General features: G+C 64.5%; 25 protein-coding genes. 3 read left to right on the top strand and 22 right to left on the bottom strand.

The genetic code is table 11. From position 1 onward, the window contains the following. Positions 1-32: 32 nt before the first annotated feature. Genes BM026_RS07570 through BM026_RS07585 form a run of 4 tightly spaced genes read right to left on the bottom strand, consistent with a single transcriptional unit; the run spans position 33 to position 1,788 of the window. Positions 33-305, bottom strand: a complete 273-nt coding sequence (locus BM026_RS07570) for a BufA2 family periplasmic bufferin-type metallophore (protein ID WP_093123885.1) — start codon at positions 303-305, stop codon at positions 33-35. A 26-nt stretch (positions 306-331) separates the two neighbouring features. Next, positions 332-1,093, bottom strand: coding sequence for an alpha/beta fold hydrolase (locus tag BM026_RS07575; protein WP_071491921.1), 762 nt, complete (start codon positions 1,091-1,093; stop codon positions 332-334). Positions 1,094-1,111: 18 nt separating this feature from the next. Beyond that, positions 1,112-1,519 (bottom strand): DoxX family protein, encoded by a 408-nt coding sequence (locus BM026_RS07580; protein ID WP_093123889.1) that lies wholly within the window; start codon positions 1,517-1,519, stop codon positions 1,112-1,114. Continuing rightward, a complete protein-coding gene (locus BM026_RS07585) occupies positions 1,516-1,788 on the bottom strand; it encodes a BufA1 family periplasmic bufferin-type metallophore (protein WP_049712652.1) in 273 nt (90 codons plus the stop codon). The genes BM026_RS07580 and BM026_RS07585 overlap by 4 nt, the downstream gene beginning before the upstream one ends. Positions 1,789-2,362: 574 nt before the next feature. On the opposite strand from BM026_RS07585, the gene BM026_RS07595 reads away from it, so the two are divergent. Continuing rightward, the gene (locus BM026_RS07595; RefSeq protein WP_092245527.1) at positions 2,363-5,179 is read left to right on the top strand and encodes an ATP-binding protein; all 2,817 of its coding nucleotides are present in this window, start codon (positions 2,363-2,365) and stop codon (positions 5,177-5,179) included. Between the two features lie 213 nt (positions 5,180-5,392). Further along, a complete protein-coding gene (locus BM026_RS07600) occupies positions 5,393-5,815 on the top strand; it encodes a hypothetical protein (protein WP_093527876.1) in 423 nt (140 codons plus the stop codon). 32 nt (positions 5,816-5,847) lie between these two features. Here the strand turns inward: BM026_RS07600 and BM026_RS07605 are convergent, their stop codons facing one another. The 13 genes from BM026_RS07605 to BM026_RS07665 are packed head-to-tail and all read right to left on the bottom strand — an operon-like array spanning position 5,848 to position 14,659. Then, on the bottom strand, positions 5,848-6,894 hold the full coding sequence (locus tag BM026_RS07605; RefSeq protein ID WP_092245001.1) for an EscU/YscU/HrcU family type III secretion system export apparatus switch protein: 1,047 nt from the start codon (positions 6,892-6,894) through the stop codon (positions 5,848-5,850). Positions 6,895-6,897: 3 nt separating this feature from the next. Beyond that, positions 6,898-7,710, bottom strand: coding sequence for a type III secretion system export apparatus subunit SctT (sctT, locus tag BM026_RS07610; RefSeq protein ID WP_071491925.1), 813 nt, complete (start codon positions 7,708-7,710; stop codon positions 6,898-6,900). Between the two features lie 6 nt (positions 7,711-7,716). Further along, positions 7,717-7,986 carry an EscS/YscS/HrcS family type III secretion system export apparatus protein gene (locus tag BM026_RS07615; RefSeq protein ID WP_093123897.1) on the bottom strand — a complete coding sequence of 90 codons (270 nt, stop codon included), beginning with the start codon at positions 7,984-7,986 and terminating at the stop codon, positions 7,717-7,719. A gap of 10 nt (positions 7,987-7,996) precedes the next feature. Then, positions 7,997-8,650, bottom strand: coding sequence for a type III secretion system export apparatus subunit SctR (gene sctR, locus BM026_RS07620; RefSeq protein ID WP_017137580.1), 654 nt, complete (start codon positions 8,648-8,650; stop codon positions 7,997-7,999). Further along, positions 8,647-9,648: a type III secretion system cytoplasmic ring protein SctQ gene (gene sctQ, locus BM026_RS07625; RefSeq protein ID WP_093512800.1), complete on the bottom strand. Its 1,002-nt coding sequence runs from the start codon at positions 9,646-9,648 to the stop codon at positions 8,647-8,649. Before sctQ ends, sctR begins: the two co-directional genes overlap by 4 nt. After that, positions 9,645-10,091: a hypothetical protein gene (locus BM026_RS07630; protein WP_092244992.1), complete on the bottom strand. Its 447-nt coding sequence runs from the start codon at positions 10,089-10,091 to the stop codon at positions 9,645-9,647. The genes sctQ and BM026_RS07630 overlap by 4 nt, the downstream gene beginning before the upstream one ends. 16 nt (positions 10,092-10,107) lie before the next feature. Next, positions 10,108-11,430, bottom strand: a complete 1,323-nt coding sequence (locus BM026_RS07635; protein WP_093123906.1) for a FliI/YscN family ATPase — start codon at positions 11,428-11,430, stop codon at positions 10,108-10,110. Beyond that, positions 11,427-12,011, bottom strand: coding sequence for a type III secretion system stator protein SctL (gene sctL / locus BM026_RS07640; RefSeq protein WP_092244989.1), 585 nt, complete (start codon positions 12,009-12,011; stop codon positions 11,427-11,429). The genes BM026_RS07635 and sctL overlap by 4 nt, the downstream gene beginning before the upstream one ends. Next, the gene (locus BM026_RS07645) at positions 12,008-12,622 is read right to left on the bottom strand and encodes a type III secretion protein (RefSeq protein ID WP_092244986.1); all 615 of its coding nucleotides are present in this window, start codon (positions 12,620-12,622) and stop codon (positions 12,008-12,010) included. The genes sctL and BM026_RS07645 overlap by 4 nt, the downstream gene beginning before the upstream one ends. Then, positions 12,619-13,401 carry a type III secretion system inner membrane ring lipoprotein SctJ gene (gene sctJ / locus BM026_RS07650; RefSeq protein ID WP_093123916.1) on the bottom strand — a complete coding sequence of 261 codons (783 nt, stop codon included), beginning with the start codon at positions 13,399-13,401 and terminating at the stop codon, positions 12,619-12,621. Before sctJ ends, BM026_RS07645 begins: the two co-directional genes overlap by 4 nt. Positions 13,402-13,405: 4 nt before the next feature. Further along, complete coding sequence (locus BM026_RS07655; RefSeq protein WP_093527879.1) at positions 13,406-13,840, bottom strand: hypothetical protein; 435 nt, start codon at positions 13,838-13,840, stop codon at positions 13,406-13,408. Positions 13,841-13,849: 9 nt separating this feature from the next. Further along, positions 13,850-14,083, bottom strand: a complete 234-nt coding sequence (locus BM026_RS07660; protein ID WP_092244980.1) for a hypothetical protein — start codon at positions 14,081-14,083, stop codon at positions 13,850-13,852. 12 nt (positions 14,084-14,095) lie between these two features. Next, positions 14,096-14,659, bottom strand: coding sequence for a type III secretion protein (locus tag BM026_RS07665; RefSeq protein WP_093123922.1), 564 nt, complete (start codon positions 14,657-14,659; stop codon positions 14,096-14,098). Positions 14,660-14,707: 48 nt separating this feature from the next. On the opposite strand from BM026_RS07665, the gene BM026_RS07670 reads away from it, so the two are divergent. Next, positions 14,708-15,472 (top strand): tetratricopeptide repeat protein, encoded by a 765-nt coding sequence (locus BM026_RS07670; protein WP_093527882.1) that lies wholly within the window; start codon positions 14,708-14,710, stop codon positions 15,470-15,472. A 206-nt stretch (positions 15,473-15,678) separates the two neighbouring features. On the opposite strand, the gene BM026_RS07680 is transcribed toward BM026_RS07670, so the two are convergent. The 5 genes from BM026_RS07680 to BM026_RS07700 are packed head-to-tail and all read right to left on the bottom strand — an operon-like array spanning position 15,679 to position 20,171. Further along, positions 15,679-16,059, bottom strand: coding sequence for a hypothetical protein (locus BM026_RS07680; RefSeq protein ID WP_071491936.1), 381 nt, complete (start codon positions 16,057-16,059; stop codon positions 15,679-15,681). A 14-nt stretch (positions 16,060-16,073) separates the two neighbouring features. Further along, positions 16,074-17,354: a type II and III secretion system protein family protein gene (locus BM026_RS07685; protein WP_093527885.1), complete on the bottom strand. Its 1,281-nt coding sequence runs from the start codon at positions 17,352-17,354 to the stop codon at positions 16,074-16,076. Next, positions 17,351-19,483 carry a type III secretion system export apparatus subunit SctV gene (sctV, locus tag BM026_RS07690; RefSeq protein ID WP_093512813.1) on the bottom strand — a complete coding sequence of 711 codons (2,133 nt, stop codon included), beginning with the start codon at positions 19,481-19,483 and terminating at the stop codon, positions 17,351-17,353. Before sctV ends, BM026_RS07685 begins: the two co-directional genes overlap by 4 nt. Further along, entirely contained in the window at positions 19,480-19,815 is a 336-nt protein-coding gene (locus tag BM026_RS07695; RefSeq protein WP_071491939.1) for a tetratricopeptide repeat protein, read from the bottom strand. The genes sctV and BM026_RS07695 overlap by 4 nt, the downstream gene beginning before the upstream one ends. Further along, positions 19,815-20,171: a hypothetical protein gene (locus BM026_RS07700; RefSeq protein ID WP_093123932.1), complete on the bottom strand. Its 357-nt coding sequence runs from the start codon at positions 20,169-20,171 to the stop codon at positions 19,815-19,817. Before BM026_RS07700 ends, BM026_RS07695 begins: the two co-directional genes overlap by 1 nt. Positions 20,172-20,179 lie beyond the last annotated feature (8 nt).

The following is a 20,179-nucleotide window of genomic DNA, read 5'->3' on the forward strand; positions in this document are numbered from 1 at the left end:
GTGGCGAGCCCACACAGGACCCGCCGGGTGGATTACTTCGGTTCGGTCAAGGTGCCACCGGCCTTGAGGCACTCGGACGGGGTCTTGACGATCACGCCTTCGCCCTTGCAGCTGTTGAGACCCTTGCAGTCGTTCTTGGCGGTGGCACACAGGCTGGTGCCTTTACAGGTGTTGACGCCGTAGCAGCGCCCGGGTTTTTCCTGTTGGTCGGCGGCGCTGGCGGCGCTGGCGAATGAGGCCGAGGCCATGGCGATAAGGGCGGCAGCGGCAGCGAGGCTCAGGCGGGATTTGAGTGCAGTGTTCATGGGTGTTTCTCCAGGGTTGGGGTGAATTACTTGATAACGGACGCAGCGTCTTCGATGACCTTCGCCACAGCCTCGGGCTGGGAGATGTACACCGAGTGGCTGGCCTTGATTTCGGTGACCTTGGAACCGGCACGCTTGTACATCCAGCGCTGCAGGTCGGGGCTCAGGGCACGGTCTTCGGTGGAGACCACCGCGTAGGTCGGCTTTTTGTGCCAGGCCGCGGCCCACACGGTGCCGCCGAACAGGGCAGTGGTCGCGGGCACCTGGGAGGCGGCCATGAAGTCGGTGCGGTTGGTGGTCAGGTCGGCGGCAAAGTCGGCGTTGAACCTGGCACGGTCGAAGAACAGGTGACCGTCGCGGCTCTGCTTGATGTCATCGCTGGGCGCCGGCATGGAGCCGATCAACTGGGCCATGTTCTCGCCCACTTCCGGTTGCAGCGCCGACACGTAGACCAGCGACTTGACCTTGTCGCGGTCGCCGGCAATCGAGATCACCCCGCCACCGGAACTGTGACCCACCAGCACCACCGGGCCGACTTGCTGCTCCAGCACTTCGCGCGCCTCGGCCACGTCGGCGGCCAAATTCTCGTGGCCCTGGTGCACCACCGTGACCTTGTAGCCCTTGTGAATCAGGATGTCGTGCACCACACGCCAGCCGGAGCCGTCGACAAACGAACCGGGCACGATCACCACGCTTTTACCGGTGCCGGGCTGTGGGGCATCCGCGGCCTGGGCCAGCATCGGAACGGTCAAGGCCATGGCAATGGCCAGGGAAGAAAGCATACGCATGGGAAATCTCCATCAAAGTTAAGAACGTTTGCCCAGCATCAGGCGGTCCAGCGACCAGGCCCCACCGCCATAAGCCAGCAGCGGCAACAACAGCCCCGCCCAGGTCAGGTGCACCGGCCAGGCATCGGGGTACACAAACACCTCGATCACCAGGGTCATGCCCAGTAGCGCGGCGGCGGCCGGACGGGTCAGCAGGCCCAGCACCAGCAACAGCGGGAACAGGTGCTCGGCGTAGGTCGCCAGGTGCGCCGCCCACTCCGGCGGAATCAGCGGCAAGGCGTACTCCGAGCGGAACAGCGTGTAGGTCGACGGCTTGAGTTCAATCCAACCGGTGACCTTGGTGCGTCCCGACAGAAAGAACACCGCCGCGATCGCCACCCGCGCCACCAGCAACAGCAGGGCTTCGGGCAGCAGGCGCTGGATCACGGTTGCTCCGTGAGGCTGCCGAAGCCTTTAGGGGTCTTGATCTGGGTGCAGGTGCCTTTGTCCACCAGCACCCAGGCGTTGCCCTGATAGTCGGTGGTGGCGGTGCCGGCACACGAGGTGCCTTTGCCGGCGGCGCAATCGTTGGCACCGGCGAGGGACACGCCAAAGCATTTTTCCTGGGGCTTGGGCTCGTCGGCGTGAGCCACGGCCGCGAAGGCGCTGAGGGACAGCGCAAGGGTTGCCGCGAGGGCTGCGTAAGGACGCTTCATAAGATGAGTCTCCTGGCTTGACTGAGGGTGGCCAGGGCGCTTGGGGTCGGTGACCGCCTGCGCCAGCTGGTGAGCAGAGTTAAAGCCAGGCGTGTATCCGCTCTGTGTCGCGAACGCGACAGAACGTCATGCAGGTGTATCAGGATGGTGCAGGGATACAGTTCGATACACAGTCAATAAAACAGTGCCAAAACCCCGGCGCTTTATTCGGCATCCCGAACGACACAATTAGAAATATTCGCCTTTCCGAACGAAGGCCCTCCCGTGTCGTCGACGACCGCAAAAATCACCATAAATTTCATGCGGTTGTTGTCATGTTTGTTACATGCCAACTGGCATACATTCTGCTTTATCAGTATTTCTAGTAATAAAATGTTTCAGCTCTGAGACAGTCTCATCCCCTGAAACAGGCGCCGTGACGTCACCATAAAAACCACCACGCCCCAAAGGAGGGCAGCCTTTAACACGGTTGATCGACATCATTTTTCCAAGACTGCTGCTGCACATCTGTACCCCAAAAAGGGCGAATGGCCTGATCGCCAATAACAAGCCTGACTATAAAAAGGACGATTTGATGAGCTCGAGCAAGAACCACGCAGTGTCCTTCCTGGACGCAGACCATCCCGCGCCGGCCGCCCCTGACAGCACCCTGGGCTTTGGCCCCTATCTATTACTGGCCAAGCAGCATGTGTTGTTGCGCAACGGCGTGCCGGTCACCCTGGGCAGTCGCGCGCTCTACCTGTTGATTGCCCTGGTGACCCGTGCGGGAGAATTGCTGGAGAAGGCCGAACTGATCGCCTTCGCCTGGCCCAAGGTGGTGGTGGAGGAATGCAACCTGCGCGCACAGATCGTCGCGCTGCGCCGCGCGCTGGGTGACGATGGCAACTGCAGTTATATCGTCACCGTGCCGGGCCGCGGCTATCGCTTTGTCGCCCCCGTCACCGTACAGGCGGCCAGTGAAGAGCACCTGCCCGCGCCCTATGTGCGTGTGGATGAGCCCAACCTGCCGACGCCGACGGCTGAGGTGATCGGCCGCGACGCCTTGATCGCCAGCCTGGCCGACCAGGTCATGAGCCAGCGCTTCGTCACCCTCACCGGCCCCGGCGGAATCGGCAAGACCACTGTGGCCATGGCGGTGGCGCAGCGTCTGGCCGGTGAACTCAATCTGGGCACGTGCTTCGTCGACCTGGCCCCCGCCACTGGCGGGCAATGGGTGGCCGGCATGCTCGCCAGCGCATTGGGTATCCAGACCGTCAGCGCAGACCCGCTGCACTGTGTGGTCGCCAGCCTGGCCAACCGCCGCTTGCTGCTGGTGCTCGACAATTGCGAACACGTACTGCCGGCCACCGCCGACGTGGTCGAAATCCTGCTGCGCAGCGCCCCGCAATGCTGTGTGCTTACCACCAGCCGCGAACCGCTGCGTGCACACGGCGAACGGGTGCATGACCTGGCGCCGCTGGAGGTGCCCGACGCACACGCCCACCTCAGTGCCCAGCAAGCCCTGGCATGGTCCGGCGTGCGTCTGTTTGTGGAACGCGTACGCGCCCTCGACCCGGGTTTTGTGTTCACCGACGCCGACGTCGCGGCCGTCAGTGCGATCTGCCGCAAACTCGACAGCAACGCGCTGGCGATCGAAATCGCCGCCGCCCGCGTGCGCACCTTTGGCATCCAGGACCTGGTGGGCCTGCTCGACGGCAGCTTCCGCCTGCAAATGACTGGCCGGCGTACCGCCCTCGCCCGGCACCGTTCCCTGAGCGCGACCCTGGACTGGACCTACGCCATGCTCAGCGACGACGAACAGGCCATGCTGCGCCAGCTCGCGGTGTTCACTGGTTCCTTCACCCTGGAGGCCGTCAAGACGATGACCGCCAGCAGCCGCCTGGCCCCGCGCAACGCCCTGCCCTTGCTCGAAAGCCTGATGGACAAGTCGCTGCTGATCGCCAGCGAATCCACCGTGCCCAAGCACTACCGCCTGCTGGAAACCACCCGCGCCTACGCCCTGGAAAAACTCGACGAACAGGGCGAAACCCGTACCACTTGCCAGCGTCATGCGCGCTATGCGCTCGGCGTGCTGCAGGAAGCCGGGCGAACCCTGGATGGCTTGTCGCCGGGCACCTGGCTGGCCCTCTACGCTGCGCAGATCAATACCATCCGGGCAGCCCTCGACTGGGCCTACTCGCCCACCGGCGACCTGTCCCTGGGCATCGAATTGACCCTGGGCGGCGTGCCGTTGTGGCTGCGGGTGTCCTTGATCAGCGAGTGCCGCAGTTGGGTCGACAAAGGCCTGGCCAGCGACGCCCTCATCCCGCTGCCCTTGCGCCAGCGCATGTTGTTGCACACCGCCCTGGCCAGCGTGCTGATGCTCACCTACGGCACCGGCGGCCCGATGCGCGACGCCTGGCGCCAGGTATGCGAAGACGCCCGCGACCTCGGCGATGCCGAGCACAAGTTGCGTGCCCTGTGGGGCCTGTGGACCGACCGCTGCGGCTGCAACCAGTACACTGAAGCCCTGGAACTGGCCGAGCGCTACATCGCGCTGAACAGCAGCGGCAGCCAACAATTGCTCGGCAAGCGCATGCGTGCCGTGGCGCTGTTCCATATGGGTGACCTGATGGGGGCACGGCAGAACATCGATGAAGCCCTGGGCTCGCCGTCGGCACCGCGTTCGCACATCATCGACCTGCAATTCGACCAACGCATCGCCGCCCGCTGCCTCAAGGCCAAGGTGCAGTTGCTTGAAGGCGATGTCGACCCGGCGCTGCGCCTGATCGGCAGTTGCGTCGACGAAGCCATCTCCCTCGAACACCCTGCGACCCTCTGGTACACCCTGTGCCTGGGTGCCATACCCCTGGCACTGCTGGCATCCAACCTGCCGAAAGTGCGCTATTACCTTGGCCTGCTGCAAGACAGCACCACCGGCCAGGACCTGCATATCTGGCGGCAATTTCGCCTGTGTTTCGAAAACATCCTGCTGATCCGCGAAGGCGCCCCGGAAACCGGCGTGCCGCAACTGGGCGAAGCCTTGCACCACCTGCAAGGCCAGGGCGACAGCCAGCTCTATAGCCTGCTGCGCTGTGAGTACGCCCTGGGCCTGGCGCGCCTGGGCCTGGAAAAACTCGCCCTGGAAGTGCTCGAAGACACCCTGCAATTGGCCCTCGGCCGCCATGAACGCTGGTTCGTGCCGCAAATGCTGCGGATCAAGGCGCAACTGATCCTGCGCCAGGCACACTACGGCTCGGTGGACAAGGCCACCGTGCTGCTGCGCCAGGCCTGGGTGGACGCGCAGTTGGCGGGCGCGCATTTTTGGCGGGCGCAGATCGCGACCGACCTGGCGCGGTTGCAGGAACCCAAGTTGCGCATCGCCTCGTTGCCGCGGCTCCAGCACCGGTAGTGATTGAACATGGGATGAATCGCACAAGCTTTTACAGCGGTGAAATGACCCTGTCAGGCAGACCAGGATAAGTACTCGCTCAAACCGTCGGAGTGGACCAACGACAACCACGATGTCGGAATTGATTGAACCCAGCAGTAAGAAATGGAACTGATGGAGGCGCTCTGGACACTCATGATCGGCTTCCGTCCCGGCTAATGAAGGACCCTACCTATGTTTCCATTTCTTGCTGCAATCATTCCCGCCTTGATTGGCGCTGGCAAAGCAATCGCTGTCGGTGCCGTCACCGGTGTGGCCACTGCCGGCGCCACCTACGGCACAGGTAAAGCGATTAAAGCCATAGCAGGTGACAAGACGGCTAAACCAGCACCCGACAAGGAACCAGCCGCCGCGCCCCCCAAAAAACCGCCGGTATCGCTTGAGCCGTCCTGGAAAGCCTTGAAAAACGAGGTCCCCGAACATCTGCGCGCCCCGGAAAAACCTGCCGTGAAAGAGGCGACCTCTGTCGATTCACCTGGACCCTCAGTCGATACCGCCCTCGAAAAGGCGCCAACAGTCGTAGGCGCAGCCAATCCGGTTGCGCCTGTCTTACCCGTTGTGGCGGCGGCCCCAACCTCTGGAGCCATGCGCGTCTGATCTGAAGTAAAGGCGATGACACCGTCTTTACTTCAGATCAGACGGGCTGCCACCAACCAGTCCGCTACTGCCTGGAATGCGGCATCAGGTACCGGGTCGCCAGCCACCGCCTTTTTTGCGATGTCCGCTGCCAGGGTTTTGTCCGGCGCATGGGGAATGCCCAGGTCATACGCCTCCTGCAGCATCAACAACGCATCCTCCGGCGAAGCCCGGCATACGATCACCGGCACCGGCGTTTCCCCGCGCACATAACGCACGCCAACCACCCAACCGTCGGTGGTGCCGATCATCAAGGACGCACGGCCCAAACCCAACTTGGTCGCCAGTGCCTGCATCTCGTTGCGCTGGCGGCGGCGTTCGCTTTTGATCAGCGGGTCGCCGTCGATGTCCTTGCGTTCGCGCTTGGTCTCGCTGCGGGTCATCTTCATGTCGCGGCCGAACAGCCAGCGTTGCATCATCACGTCCACCCCGCCCACCAGGATGAATGCGCACAGCACGGTAAACACCAGCGGCTTGAGCACCAGGAAGAATGTCGACTGCATGCACTCGGCACCGCAGCGCGACGACTCCATCAGCGCCTGCAATGCATGCTTGCCCACCACGTAGAACGCGATTGCCAGCACCTGCACCTTGATCAGGCCCTTGATGAACTCCACCAGGTTGCGCAGCGCAAAGATCTTCTTCATGCCCTCCGCCGGGTTGATGCGTTTGAACTCGGGTTTGATCGGGTCCGTGGAGAACACAAACCCGCGCATGGTGATGATATTGGTCAGGATCACCACGCCGGTGGTCACCGCCATCACCGGCAACGTGATGCCGATCACCAGTTGCTCGGCATGGTCGAGCACCCGTGGCCACACCGTGGCGAACGGTTCGACGTAGATCAGCGCGGTGAGGTCGATCAGCGCCGAGACCTGGGCCTTGGCCCGTGGCGCCAGAATGGAAATGCACAGCGTGCAAAACAGGATGACCATGCCCGACACCAGGTCCTGGCTCTTGGCAACCTGGCCCTTTTTGCGTGCGTCCTGGAGTTTCTTGTCCGTGGCTGGCTGGGATTTTTCTTCGCTGGTATCGGCCATGGGCTACTCCATGCCGGCCAGGGTCTTGAGCAGTTCGACCGTGCCGCGAAACTCCGCCAGTTGGTCGAGCATCAGCGGGATCAGGAAGCCGATGTAGACCACCATCAGGATCGTGAAAAACAGGTTTTTCACCGGCAGCGACAGGTCGAAGATATGCAGGTTCGGCGCCATGCGCGACAGGTAGGCGAGCATCAGGTCGGTCACCAGCAGTGCGATCAGCAACGGCGAGACCATCAGCACGCCGACGCGCATGATCTGGTCAAGGATCGACAACACCGCCAGCAGCGCCGAGCTGGCGAACACCGGCGTGAACGCGGTGACCGGCCAGAGCTGGTAGCTGTGGTAATAGCCGTCGACCATCAGGATGAACCCGCCGGACATGAAGAACAGCGTGATCAGCATCACCGTGAGCAGGGTCGCCATCACGCTGGATTCCCCGGACGACAGCGGGTCCACCAGTTGCGCCATGGTCGAGCCGCGTTGCAGGTCGATCAACTCCCCCGCCACCTCGGCGGCCCAGAATGGAATGCCGAACAGCAGGCCGATCAAAATACCGATCAGGAATTCCTTGATCAGCAACCCGGCGATAAACAGGCTGCCGTGCTCCGGCATCGATGTCAGCGCGTCGAACACCGGGAAGAACATCGGGATGGAAATCGCCACGGCCACACAGCCGCGAATCATGCCGGTGAGGCCCAGGCGGTTGAACGCCGGGGTGATCACCACCACGCCCATGGCACGGCAAGCGGCAAGCGACGCGGAGCTGATCACCGGGTAGGCGACTTCGAGGAACTGCGCGGTCAGGCTGGCATCCATGGGCGGTCAGCGCGTCCACATCGCAAAGTTGTCCAGCACCTGGCCGCCGAGTTCCGCCACCTGCCCGGCGAGTACCGGCCCCAGGAACACGATGGTCAGCAACACCGCGACCAGCTTCACTACCTGCGGTAATGTCTGGTCCTGGATCTGCGTCAGCGCCTGGAACAGGCCCACGCTCAAGCCCACAAGAATCGCCACGCCCAGCGCCGGTGCGGAGAGCATCAGCACCGTCATCAGCGCCTGTTTCATCAATGACAGGAATACGTCCTGGCCCATGGGTCGTGCCTCAGCCGTAACTCAGAATCAAACCGTGCATCAAGCGCGACCAGCCGCTCAGGGACACGAATAAAAAAATCTTCAGCGGAATGGAGATCAGGTTCGGCGAGACCATCGACATGCCCATGGCCATCAGCACGTTGGACACCAGCAAGTCCACCACCAGGAACGGGATGTACAGCAGAAAGCCGATCTCGAAGGCGCGGGTCAGTTCCGAGCTGACGAACGCCGGGATCAGCACCACCAGGTCGTCGTCACGCAAATCGGCGCGTGCTTCAGGCGACCAGATGGTCTCGGTGGCCTGCACGAAAAAACCGCGCTCGGACTCATTGGCAAACCGCTTCAGGTGCGCTTGCAACGGTGGACGCAATGCATCGCCCAAATCCTTGAGTTGCTCCACATGCTCGATGTTGAGGTCGCGCCCCTCCACCTGCCGGTACATGTCGCCAATCAACGGCGTGGTCACGTACACCGACAGGATCAACGCGATGCCGTACAGCACCAGGTTCGGCGGCGTCTGTTGCACGCCAAGGGCGTTACGGATCAGGAACAGCACCACCGAGATCTTCATGAACCCGGTGAGTGTCACCACCGCCAGCGGGATCAGCCCGATCGTCGCAACGACCAGGATGATCTCGATCAGGTTCGGCTGATAACCGGTCATGGGGTGGCAAAACTCAGCAGGCGCACACCCAGGCCGTCACCGATTTTCACCAGTTGGCCCTGGCCGACGCGGCGGCCGTTGACCATCAGGTCGACGCTGTCCACGCCCGGCGTGTCGAGCTGCAACAGGCTGCCGGCGCCCAGTTCACGCAATTGCGCCAGGGTCAGTTCCAGGCTGCCCACCTGGCACACCAGTTTCAACGGCAGGGCATCCAGCGCAACGGCGGCATCAACATCAGTCATGGGGTTCTCCGGTTCCACAAAGGGGGCTTTCAAGGCTTCCTGCAGGCGCAGGACTTCGCCCTGGTATTGGCAGCGCGCCTGCAGGCGGCCATCGAGGTCGAGCAACAGGCCCGGGCCTTGTTCCAGCATCAGCACATCACCGGGGCGCAGGCTGCGCAGTTCACCGAGGGACAGCCACTGGCGCCCCGCCACCACCGCCAGGGTCTGGCGCAGGCCTGGCAAGGGGTCGGGTTCGACCTCGGCGTATTGCGCCAGCAACTGCGTGACCAGTACGGCGGCGCTTTCGCTCAGGTCCAACTGGGCGCTCATGGCGGGCTGGTTGCCGAAGGTCAACTCCAGCGCCAGCCGCAGGGCAAACACGCCCTGCTCATCACCGGCTTCGAGCACCTGCAGCGGGTGACCGAGCAACGGCTCCAGGCTTTCGATCAGGTCGAGCAACGCCAGCTCCAGCAACAACGCGCGCGGCAGCGCAGGCAACGGCTGCACATCGAACGGCAGCGCCAACGGCAGCATCAGTTGCTCCAGCGCCGCAGCGGGCAAACTCAGGCGCATCGCGGCACCGCCAAGCGACAGCGGCACATGACGCGGCGCGTCAAGGCGGCGCGCTGCGGCGGCCCAGCTCACGCGCAAGTCCTGCCCGCCGCAACGGCCCTGCCAGGGACGGCAGCGGCGGTGCAATTGGTTGTGCAGAGCCAGTAACGCCGGGTCGTGGTGGGTCAGCCACGGCGACAGCGGATCGGCAAGGGCTGGAATCATGTGCCGGCGCCTTCATCACGCAGCTCGCCCACCCGGCGCTCGGCGCTTTCACGCCCCTCAAGCAGGCTTTGCCAGGCCTCGGACTGTCGCTGGCGGCTCAGGCGCTCCTGACGGAACACATCGCGCTCGCGCTCCTGGCTTTGCAGCGTGGTGGACACGTGAGCCACATCGTTTTCCAGTTGCTGCTGGTCATCCGACAGGCCGCGCAGGCGATCCTGGGCGGCCTGCCAACTGGCGACCGACAGGCCTTCGGTCAGGGACGCATAAACCTGCCGCGCTTCTTCGGCAATCGCCTCACGGTGCAGGCGCAATTGCTCCTTGGCGTCGGTCAGCACACCGTGGGTCTGCTCGCAGCGTTGCTGCTGCGCGGCCAGTTGGCTGGCGGCCCGCTGTTCACGCAACACCCGCAGAGTTTGCAGGGTGCGTAGTTGTTGGGTTTTCATTGGATTTGCTCCTTGTTCATGCCAGTACCCGGCGCATGTGGGCCAGGGTCTGTTCCAGGTTGCTCGGCTCACCCGCGTTCTGGCGCAGGAAGGCTTCGATAGCGGCGTGGCGGTTGATCGCTTCATCGGCCAAAGGATCGCTGCCGGCGGAGTACTCCCCCACGCGGATCAGCATTTCGATCTCGCCATACCGCGCCATCAATTCACGCATGCGCATCGCCAGCCGCTTGTGCTCTTCACCGGCGACCTGCTCCATCAAACGGCTGCGACTGCGCAACACATCGACCGCCGGAAAGTAGTTGCGCTGGGCCAACTCGGCACTCAAGGCGATATGCCCGTCGAGGATCGAACGGGCCTCTTCGGCCACCGGATCGCTGGCGGCATCACCCTCGGTCAGCACGGTGTACAGCGCGGTAATGCTGCCGGTGGGCCCGGGGCCGGCGCGTTCCAGCAAACGCGGCAAGGCCGAAAAGAACGACGGCGGATAACCGCGCCGGGTCGGCGGCTCGCCCACCGCCAAGCCGATCTCGCGCTGGGCCCGGGCGAAACGCGTGAGGCTGTCCATCAACAGCAATACGTTGCGGCCCTGGTCGCGGTGGTACTCGGCCAGGGTGGTGGCGACAAACGCCGCACGCACCCGCTCGGCCGCCGGGCGATCCGAAGTGGCAACCACCGCCACCGTGCGCGCACGGGCCTGGGCGTCGAGCTGCACATCGAGCAATTCACGCACTTCCCGGCCGCGCTCGCCGATCAGGCCGATCACGATCACATCGGCTTCGCTGTTGCGGATGATGCTGGCGAGCAGCGACGACTTGCCCACACCGGGCTCACCGAAGATGCCCATGCGTTGGCCCTGGGCCAGGGTCAGCAGACCATCGATGGAGCGAATGCCCAGGGCCATGGAACGCACGATCAACTGTCGCGAAAACGCTGCCGGGGGTTCAGCGTGCAGCGGGTAGTGCTGCAAGGCCACGGTCGGCGGCATGCCGTCGCCGTCGAGGAAATCGCCCATGGGGCTGATGACCCGGCCGAGCTGCGCATCCCCGACGGCCACGCCCAGGGTCTCGCCAGTGGCGGTGATTTGGGTGCGCGTGGACAGGCCTTCCATGGAGCCGATGGGCGACAGGATGGCCTCGTCACCGTCAAAACCGATCACCTCGGCGCTCAGGCTGCGGGCGCTGCCGGGGTCGCGCAGCTGGCACAGCTCACCGATGCTCGCCCCGGCCACACTGGCGCGCAGCAATACACCGCGAATGCTCAGCACGGTGCCGTGCATCGGCCGCGGGCGCGCCTGGGCCAGGCGCTCGCAGAGGCGTGGCAGCAGCTGTTCCAGGTTCATGCCAGGCCCTCTTCGGCAAAGGGCAGCAGGCTGCGACGCAGGTTCTGCAATTGGGCGTCGAGGCCCAGCTCCACGGAGCCGGCCGGGCTGTTCAGGCGAGCCTGTCCGGCGCTCAGCTGTTCATCCGCATCCACCGCAATCGCCAATCCCTCCAGCTTGAGGCGTTGGCGCAGGGCATCCACGTCCGCCGGCGGCACCCACAAGGTCAGGGCCTGGTCCTGGCGAAATGCACTCAACGCCTGGCGGGTACTGCGCACCACACGCTCGGCGTTGTCCAACTCCCCCAGCACTTCATGCACGATACCCAGGGCCAGGTCGACCAGGGACGTTTCCAGACTGCTCAAGTAATGCTGCACCTGGGCTTGGGTAGCGAGCAGCAGTTGCGCCACCTGTTCAGCGCCGGCTTGCCGGGCACTTTCAAAGCCCTCTGCGCGGGCACTGCTCAGCCATTGCTCGCTGTCGGCGCGGATCTGCTCGGCCTGCGCCTTGGCCGCTTGCAGGAAGGCAAAGCCATCGCTCCACAACGCGGCGTCTTCGGCGCGCAGGATGCGGGCGGTGGGACGGCTTGGCAGTTCACTCATGGCGTGATCTCCTCGGCCAGCAGGCACGCAGCGGCGGCCTGGACGATTTCCAGGTCGCGCGGTACACGGGCGCCGTGGCCCTGGGGAAAGGCAAAGCGCAAACGCAGCCAGCCCTGCCAGTCGGCGTGCTGGGCGTGCAGCCAGGCCGCGACACAGCCTTGGCCATCGCGGTCGACGGCGTCGACCAACTCGACCGGCTCGCGCAGCAGATCCGCCGCACCACCGAGTTGGCGCAAGGCCAGGGCACTCACGAAGACCTCAGCGCCCAGGCCTTCGCGCAATTCGTTAACCACCTCGCGACGGATCTCGCGGCTCAGGGTCGGGGCGTGCCAGATGGCGCCGCACAACCTCGGCAAGCGGGCAAACTGTGCCGGCGATAACAACAGCACCGCCAAGTCCGCCGCCATTGGCGTGGTCAATTGCGCCATGGGTGCCAGTTGATAATGGCTGACCAGCAACTGCTCCAGGCGCTGGCGAAAGCGTGGCTGGCCCTGCATCGCCTGCAGCACGGCGTCTGGCAATTCATCGGTAAAACATGCCCCCAGGCTCGGCCCGCGCACAAACCGCAGCGGTTCGGCAATCAGCCCCTGCCAGCGTTCGAACAAACTCATTCACCCTCCTTGAGCACATACAACGCCTGGGACTGACGACGTGCCCACTGCTGACGGGCGAGCACACCCACCGCACCGAGTGCGATCAGCAACAAGGCCCCGAACATCAGCCGCGCCTGGGCCAGGTTGTCTTCCAGCAGCCACAGGCCCATGAAGCGCGCCAGGCGCGGTTGCGCCGGGTTCTGGCTGATGGCGACGGCGGCCTTGATCGCCGTCACCGAAACGCCGTCGTAACTCAGCCCGGAAATACCGTTGGCGACCAGGGTCTTGATCTGCGGGATCAGCGTATTGATGTCGGTGCCCGGGTCGTAACGCACCAGTACCGAGGCCGATGACGGCGAGATCACGCGCTTGAGCAGGTCGTTGTCCGGCAGCACCACGTGCACGCGGGCAGCGACGATGCCGTCGATCTGCGATACCGAATGCGAAAGCTCTTCGCTGAGCGCATAGATCATCTGCGCCCGCTCCTGCACCGGCGACGACACCAGGCCATTGCCCTTGAACACCTCGCCCATGTTGGAAAAACTCTGCTGCGGCAGGCCGGCGTTGTCGAGCAGGGTCATGGCTTCGGCAAAGCGTGACTCATCGACCACCACCTTGAGCTGGCCGTTGTCTTGGGCCTTGCGCTCGGCCGGGACGCCACCGCGCAGCAGTACCGCGACCATGGCGTTGGCGTCGCGCTCGCTGAGGTTGGTGTAGAGGTCGGTGTTGCACGCCTGCAACAGGCCGGCGAGCAGGCCAATCAGCAACAGGCGCAGCGCACGGTTTGGGCTTGGCATGATGTTATTGCCCCTTGAGCAGCGTGTTGGCGGACCCGGAAATCTGCGTCGCACCGCGCACCACCATCTGGGTTTCGATGGAGTAATCGAACATCTTGCCCAGGGAGTGGACGATCTGGTCGACCTGTTGCTCGCCGACTTTTTTCCCGGGTTCACCCTGGATCGAAGCACTGGCGGTACGGATTTCTGCCTGGGCCGGCGGCGGTGCCGAAGGATTATTGGTGAGCAGGTCGGCGCGCTCGGAAAACGCCCGCGTACGGTCGATGAAACTGTTCATGCGCTCCATCAGGCCCGAGCCGATCTGGTGCGGGCTGGCGCCTTCGGGCATGCCCTTGGCGGTGTTGGCCATGTGCTCGAACAGGTTCTGCGAGGCCCCGGCGGGCCCCGCGCCGGCAGACGGCGGCAACGCCGAAGCGCCGGCGGCGAGACTGATAGTCATAGGGGCTTCCTACTCTTCGTCGTCATCGGACATGGCGTCGTTCAGCAGTTCCTGCATCTTCGGCATGATGATGAACTGGCCGCCGTAAGTGACCGCCTGGGTGATGAACGAATCGGTGAGTTCGGCGTCGGTGGGCTCGGCGGGCTTATCGGCGGCCTTGGCGTTATCCACCGCCGCGTTGAACCTGGCTTCAGGGCTGGCGCCACCAGGGGCGAGATTGCTGTCTACGGCCGTTACGGACATGGTGCTGCTCCTTTACTGGGTTGGGGTTTCGGTACTGACTTGGGCGCCACGGAATACCCGCACACCGCGCTCGCGCGCCACCGGGGCGGCGGTGACCTTGGGTTGCAGGTGATCGACATGCTGCTGCACCAACGCCAGGTACGGCGGTGGCCCGGACACGAACACTTCATCGCCCTCGGGGCCGTTGCGCATGGACAACTGCTGGCCGAAAACATCGAGGTTGCCGAGGTAGGCCTGCAACTGGTCGAGGTCCAGGGCACTGGCCTTGAAGAGCCTGGTGCTGATTTCATCGCTGGCGTTGAGGTACAAGAGGTTGCCGTCGAAGTACCAGGTGAGGCCGTTGGTGCTGCACAGGGTTTGCAGGAACTCCCCGGCGGTGGCCGTGCGAATCGTGCTGCGGGCCTTGCCGCGGACCTTGTCGGAGAGCACCAGCGGCACATCGAGGTTGTGCCCGAATTCTTCCAGGGCACTGCGCACGTCCTGGTCCACCAGCACGTAGGCGTAGGGTTGGGAGAACCAGTCAGGCTCTTGGGCAGCGTGGGCGAAACTGGCGCTGAACAGGCATAGGACAGCCATCAAAAATATGCTTACATGGCCTCCGCCTTCGCCAGACGAGTTGTGACGATGACCCCTAGATTTCTGCTCGCCAGTACCCTGCTGCTGACCGCCTGCGCCCACCCACCTGCGACCGATGCCGACAAGTCCCTGCAACTGGCCAATGACCTGAGCCAGCGCGGCGACTACGCCAGTGCGGCAGCGCTGTACGAGCGGGCGGCGCAGCAACCCGGCGCGGGTATCGAGCTGTGGCTCAAGCTCGGCCAGGCCAGGCTCGACGCCAAGGATGCGGCGGGCGCCGAGCGCGCCTTCCAGCAGGCCCTGGGGTTCGACGCCCGCAATGCCGAAGCCCTGCTCGGCCTGGGCACCGCGCAATTGCAAGTGGGCAAGACTCAGCGCGCCGTCACCGCCCTGGGCCAGGCCGCCGGGATCAGCGGCTTGCCGGTTGCGTACACCCGCCTGGGTGTCGCGCAGATCCTCAATGGCCAGGCCGCTGCGGCGCAAACCGCGTTCGCCAGGAGCCTGAGCCTCAAGCCCGACGACCTCGACAACCGCTGCAACCTGGCCCTGGCGTATGCGCTGGGCGGGCAGTCGCAGCAGGCGTTGGACACCATCGCTCCCGTTACCCAGTCGCCCCGTGCCTTGGCGCGGCATCAGCGCAATGAGTTGTTGGTGATGGTGTTGACAGGACATGAAGACCGCGTCGCTGCGCTGCCGTTGGACGATATTCCCGCAGCCGAAAGGGCGCGGTTGGTGGATGAAGCCAAGCGGATCAAGGCGATCAGTGATCCGCTGGCCCAGGCACGAGAGCTGGGGTTGGTTGATTCGCGTTGAATCTGTTGTGGATGAGCGTTCTGTGGTGAGCAGGGTTGTTGTGGTGAGCGGGCCTGTTGTGGCGAGCGGGCTTGCCCCGCGTTGGGCTGCGAAGCAGCCCCAAAACCAGGCGCTGAGAACTGTCTGTTGGAATGCGGTGAATTTGACAGGGGCCGCTTCGCGCCCCAACGCGGGGCAAGCCCGCTCGCCACAACAAGCAACACAGGTCATTGCTTGCCCCCCGCCGCATCGGCCTTGGCTTCCTGCTGATCCTTGCGCCGCTGCAATTGCTCGCGGTCAAACCCTTCGATGTACACCTGGGCAGCGCGGCCCACTGGCGCGGCCATGGCCGGCCCTGTAGGGCGGCCTTGGGTCAGGTCCTGCTTGCGCTCGACCATCTGCATCAGGTTCAAATTGTTCGCACAGCCCAGCGCCAACGTCGGCTTGAAATCCTCGCCCAGCCCAATGGTGTCCGTCGCCGGGGGTTGCTGGCATTGGGTCGGCAAGCCATCGGCGCGGTATTCGGATGAGTAGTACGTCGGCGCCAGGTGGGTCTGGCAACCCATCAGCGCCAGGGGCAACAGCAGCAACACACGTAAAACATTCATGGCAGGCCCCCTGATCAATTCATGTAGAAACCGAACGCCCCGCCGCTGCGCGGTCCGGTGGTCGCTGCGGTAGCCGGTGGTGCGTCGAGGGGCGTGGCGAGGGTGCGACCGCGCACCGGCTCCACCAGGTACGGCGTAATCAGGATCACCAACTCGGTTTCATTGCGCTGGAAGCGCTTGGAGCGGAACAGATTGCCGAGGATCGGCAGGTCACCCAGCAGCGGCAGTTTCTCGATGTCCTGGCTGCTTTCCCGCTGGAACAGCCCGGCGATGGCGAAGGTCTGCCCACTGCCGACTTCCACCCGCGTATCGGCGCGGCGCACGCTGAAGGACGGCACATGAAAGTTGCCGAAATCCACGGTGCCGCCACTGACCACGCTGCTGACTTCCGGGCACACCTGCAGGGCGATGCGGCCGTTGGGCAGCAGGGTCGGGTTGAACAACAGCGACACGCCGAACGACTTGTATTCGATGCCCACCAGGTCGCGGTTGACCGGCACCGGGATCGCCACTTCGCCACCGGCGAGGAAGCTGGCGGTCTGGCCGGTCATGGCGGTGATGTTCGGCTCGGCGAGAATCTGCAGCACGCCGTTGGCCTGCAAGGCGTCGAGCATGCCGTCGATATTCACATTGCCTGAGCCTGCGCCCGCTGCGGCCAAGCCACCCGCCGAAGCTGCGGCCAATGGCCCGCCGGTGATCAGGCCGAACGAGAACGTGCCGTTGTTGAACATCGCGTTCCAGTTCACGCCGTAGTGCAGCAACTCCGAACGGGACACTTCGGCAAAGCGCACCCGCAAGTTCACTTGGGCGGCCCCTGCGTACTCGGTGGTGTTGATCGCGCTCTGGAAACCCTGCCCCTGGGGATTGAGCAGCGCGTTCAAGTCCGTGGCTTCCGCTACCGATCCCACGGTGCCTTTGGCGATCAGACGGTTACCCGCGCCGCTGATCTGCGCAGCGTTGCCGGGATGCAATGCCTGCATCGGCGCCGTCACCGCCTGGCTGGCGCTGCTGACGGCCAGGCTCAGGCTCGCCAGTTGCTGACCGTCACTGCCGAGGGCGATCAGGCTGGTATTGCCCGGCGCCTTGCCGAAGATGTAGAGGGTGCCCGGTGACACCACCTGCAAGTCGGCCACATTCGGTTCGGCCACCAACACCGTGTCCACGGGGGCGACAAAATGCAGGATGCGCCCTTCGCCGGAGGCCAGGGCGATAGAACCTCCGGCACCGGCGGCGATTTCCTGAGCCTGGCTCACACACGAAAATACAGTCAGCAACAACACACAAAAACGCATCATGAGGCAGACGCCAGGGGAGTGACGGAAGCCGCGGCAGGCCCGCGGCGATTGGAAATCTCGGTCAGGCTGATGGTCACCAGCGCTTGCAGGTTGTACTCGGTGGCCAGTTCGCGGAACGACAGCACCGCCAGTTCCAGCTCGCCGCGCACCACCAGGCGGCGCAGGCTGCGGCGCAGTTCCGGGTGCACCAGCAACACCGCGCTGTTGACCTCGCGGGTGTGCTCGCACGCCTGGCGCAGTTGGGCGAGCAAGGCGCGGCTGACGTCCTCGGGGATCAACTCGCGCTGCGGTTCCTGGCGACGCAGGGAGCCGCGCAACTGGTCTTCCAGGCCCGGCGCCAGCACCAGCGCACCGATCACCCGGTTGCGGTCGGCGTACTGATGGCTGATCTGCCGTGCCAACGCGGCGCGCAGGTGCTCGGCCAGGCGCCCGGCATCGGTTTCACGGGCGCCCCACTCCACCATGGCTTCGAGCAAGGCGCGCTGGTTGCGGATCGACACGCCTTCGCCCACCAGCAAACGCAGGGTCTCGGCCACCCGCTGCAACGGCACCAGGCGCAGGGCTTCCTTGACCAGTTCGCCGTAGGTGGCCTCGGTGCGCTCCAGCAGCAGGCGGGTTTCCTGGATGCCGAGAAAGTCGGCGGCATAGCGGCGCAGGCTGCGCTCCAGCACACCGCGCAACACCTCGTCGGGCAGCAGGAAACCGATGCCGGCGTTGCGCAACGTGTCTTCGTGCTGGCGCTCGACCCAGTGGGCGTTGCGGCCCGTGAGCGGCGAATCGGCCTGCACCGTGGCGAGGTCGAGCAACTGCACATGCACCGGATCGTCCTGCACCAGCAGGCAGTTGGTCGGCAACTCGCCTTCGCTTACCGGCACGCCTTCCAGGGACACGCGGAAACTGCCAGGCGTGGCCTTGGCTTCCATGTAGATGCCCGGCACCGGTATATCCACGCCGAGTTCGGTGCGCAGGTCGTGGCACAGCGCTTCGACGCGTTGGCGCAGCAGTTGGCGCGGCGCGCTTTGGGACACGCCGCTGCCGAGGGTCAGCAGCACGCGGGTATCGGGCAGCAGGTTGTCATCCCGTTCGGCCTGGACTTCGACCACCGGCTCCGGCGTCTCGACCAGCACTTCAAGTTCCGGCTGGCGGTGATGCCGGCGATACATCATGAATGCCGCGCCACCGAACACCAGGGACAAGCCGAGGAACACCCAGGTCGGAAACCCCGGCAGCAGGCTCACGCCGATCATGATCAACGCGGTCAACCCCAGAGCGCGGTAGCTGGCGCCCAGTTGCTTGATGATCTCGCTGCCCAGGTCCCCTGCTTCGCCGTCGCTGTTGACGCGGGTGACCACGGTGCCCGCCGCCACCGAAATCAGCAGCGCCGGGATCTGTGCAATCAGGCCGTCACCCACGGTGAGCAACGAGTAGGTGTGCACCGCCACGCCGAACGGCATGTCGCGCTCGATCATGCCGATCAGCATGCCGCCCAGCAGGTTGACCGCCAGGATCACCAGGCCGGCGATGGCATCGCCTTTCACGAACTTCATGGCGCCGTCCATCGCGCCGAACATCTGGCTTTCACGCTCCAATCGAGAGCGGCGACGACGGGCTTCGGCCTGGTCGATATCACCATTGCGCAGGTCGTTGTCGATGCTCATCTGCTTGCCGGGCATGGCGTCCAGGGTGAAGCGCGCGGCCACTTCCGCCACGCGCTCGGCCCCCTTGGTGATCACCACGAACTGCGCCACGGTGATGATCAGGAACACCACCATGCCCACCACCACTTGCCCGGCGATCACGAAGTCGCCGAAGGCCTTGACGATATGCCCGGCGTCGCCGTGCAGCAGGATCAAACGGGTGGTGGTGATCGACAGCGACAGGCGAAACAGCGTACTGAGCAGGATCAGCGGCGGCAGCGCGGAGAACTCTACCGAGTGGCCGATGTAGAAGGCCACGATCAGGATCAGGATGCTCAGGGCGATATTGAGACCGATCAGCGCGTCCACCAGGTAGGTGGGCAGCGGGATGATCATCATCACAATCGCCATCAGCATGAATGCGACGATGATCACGTCGGTGCGCTGGGCAGCCAGGCGCGCCAGGTTGTTCAGGCGGTTGAGCACACTCATGCGCCGGCCCTGCGTGCAGCCAGATAGCGTTTGAAGCACTGGCGCGCGTCGTCCTTGCGCTCGCCGTACCACAAGGCGCGGGCGCGCAGCAGCAACAGGCTGGCGGACTCGCCTTCCAGCGCCACCAGACGGTCCAGGGCGCCGAGGGCGCGGGACGCGTCGCCGCTGTCGGTGAAAGCCAGCACCAGCGAGCGCAGCAACACGCCGTCATCGGGGGCGACGTTGACCGCGATCAGCAGCATCACCAGGGCGCGCTGGGACTGGCCATTGCGCCGGTACAGCTCGCCGATGCCCTTGAGCAGTTGCACGGCGTCGTCGTTATCGCGGGCCATCAGGCGTGTACCTCCGAGCGTTGCTGTGCGAGGGTGCGGCGCATCTCGATCTCTTCGCCGATCAGCTCGACGGCCAGTGCCTTGATGTGTGGCTCGGCGTCCAGGCTTGGCAGGATGTGTTCCATCACATGCTCCAGCAGTTCCAGGGAGCGAGCACTGCCGAACAACAGCGAGTCGACGCCAGCGGCGCCGGTGAGTTCTTCGAGGTCGCTGCGCAGGGAGCGACGGGTCTGGGTCTTGCGGGTCTTGAGCACCGCTTCGAAGGCGGTGGCCTGGCGCGAATTGACCGGGCGCACAGCTTCGACCGGCGCACTGCGTACGTCACTGGGGATCAACGGGCGGGGTTCGACTTTCATCCCTGGGC

The organism is Pseudomonas sp. NFPP24 (assembly GCF_900112095.1).
Lineage (GTDB): Bacteria > Pseudomonadota > Gammaproteobacteria > Pseudomonadales > Pseudomonadaceae > Aquipseudomonas > Aquipseudomonas extremorientalis.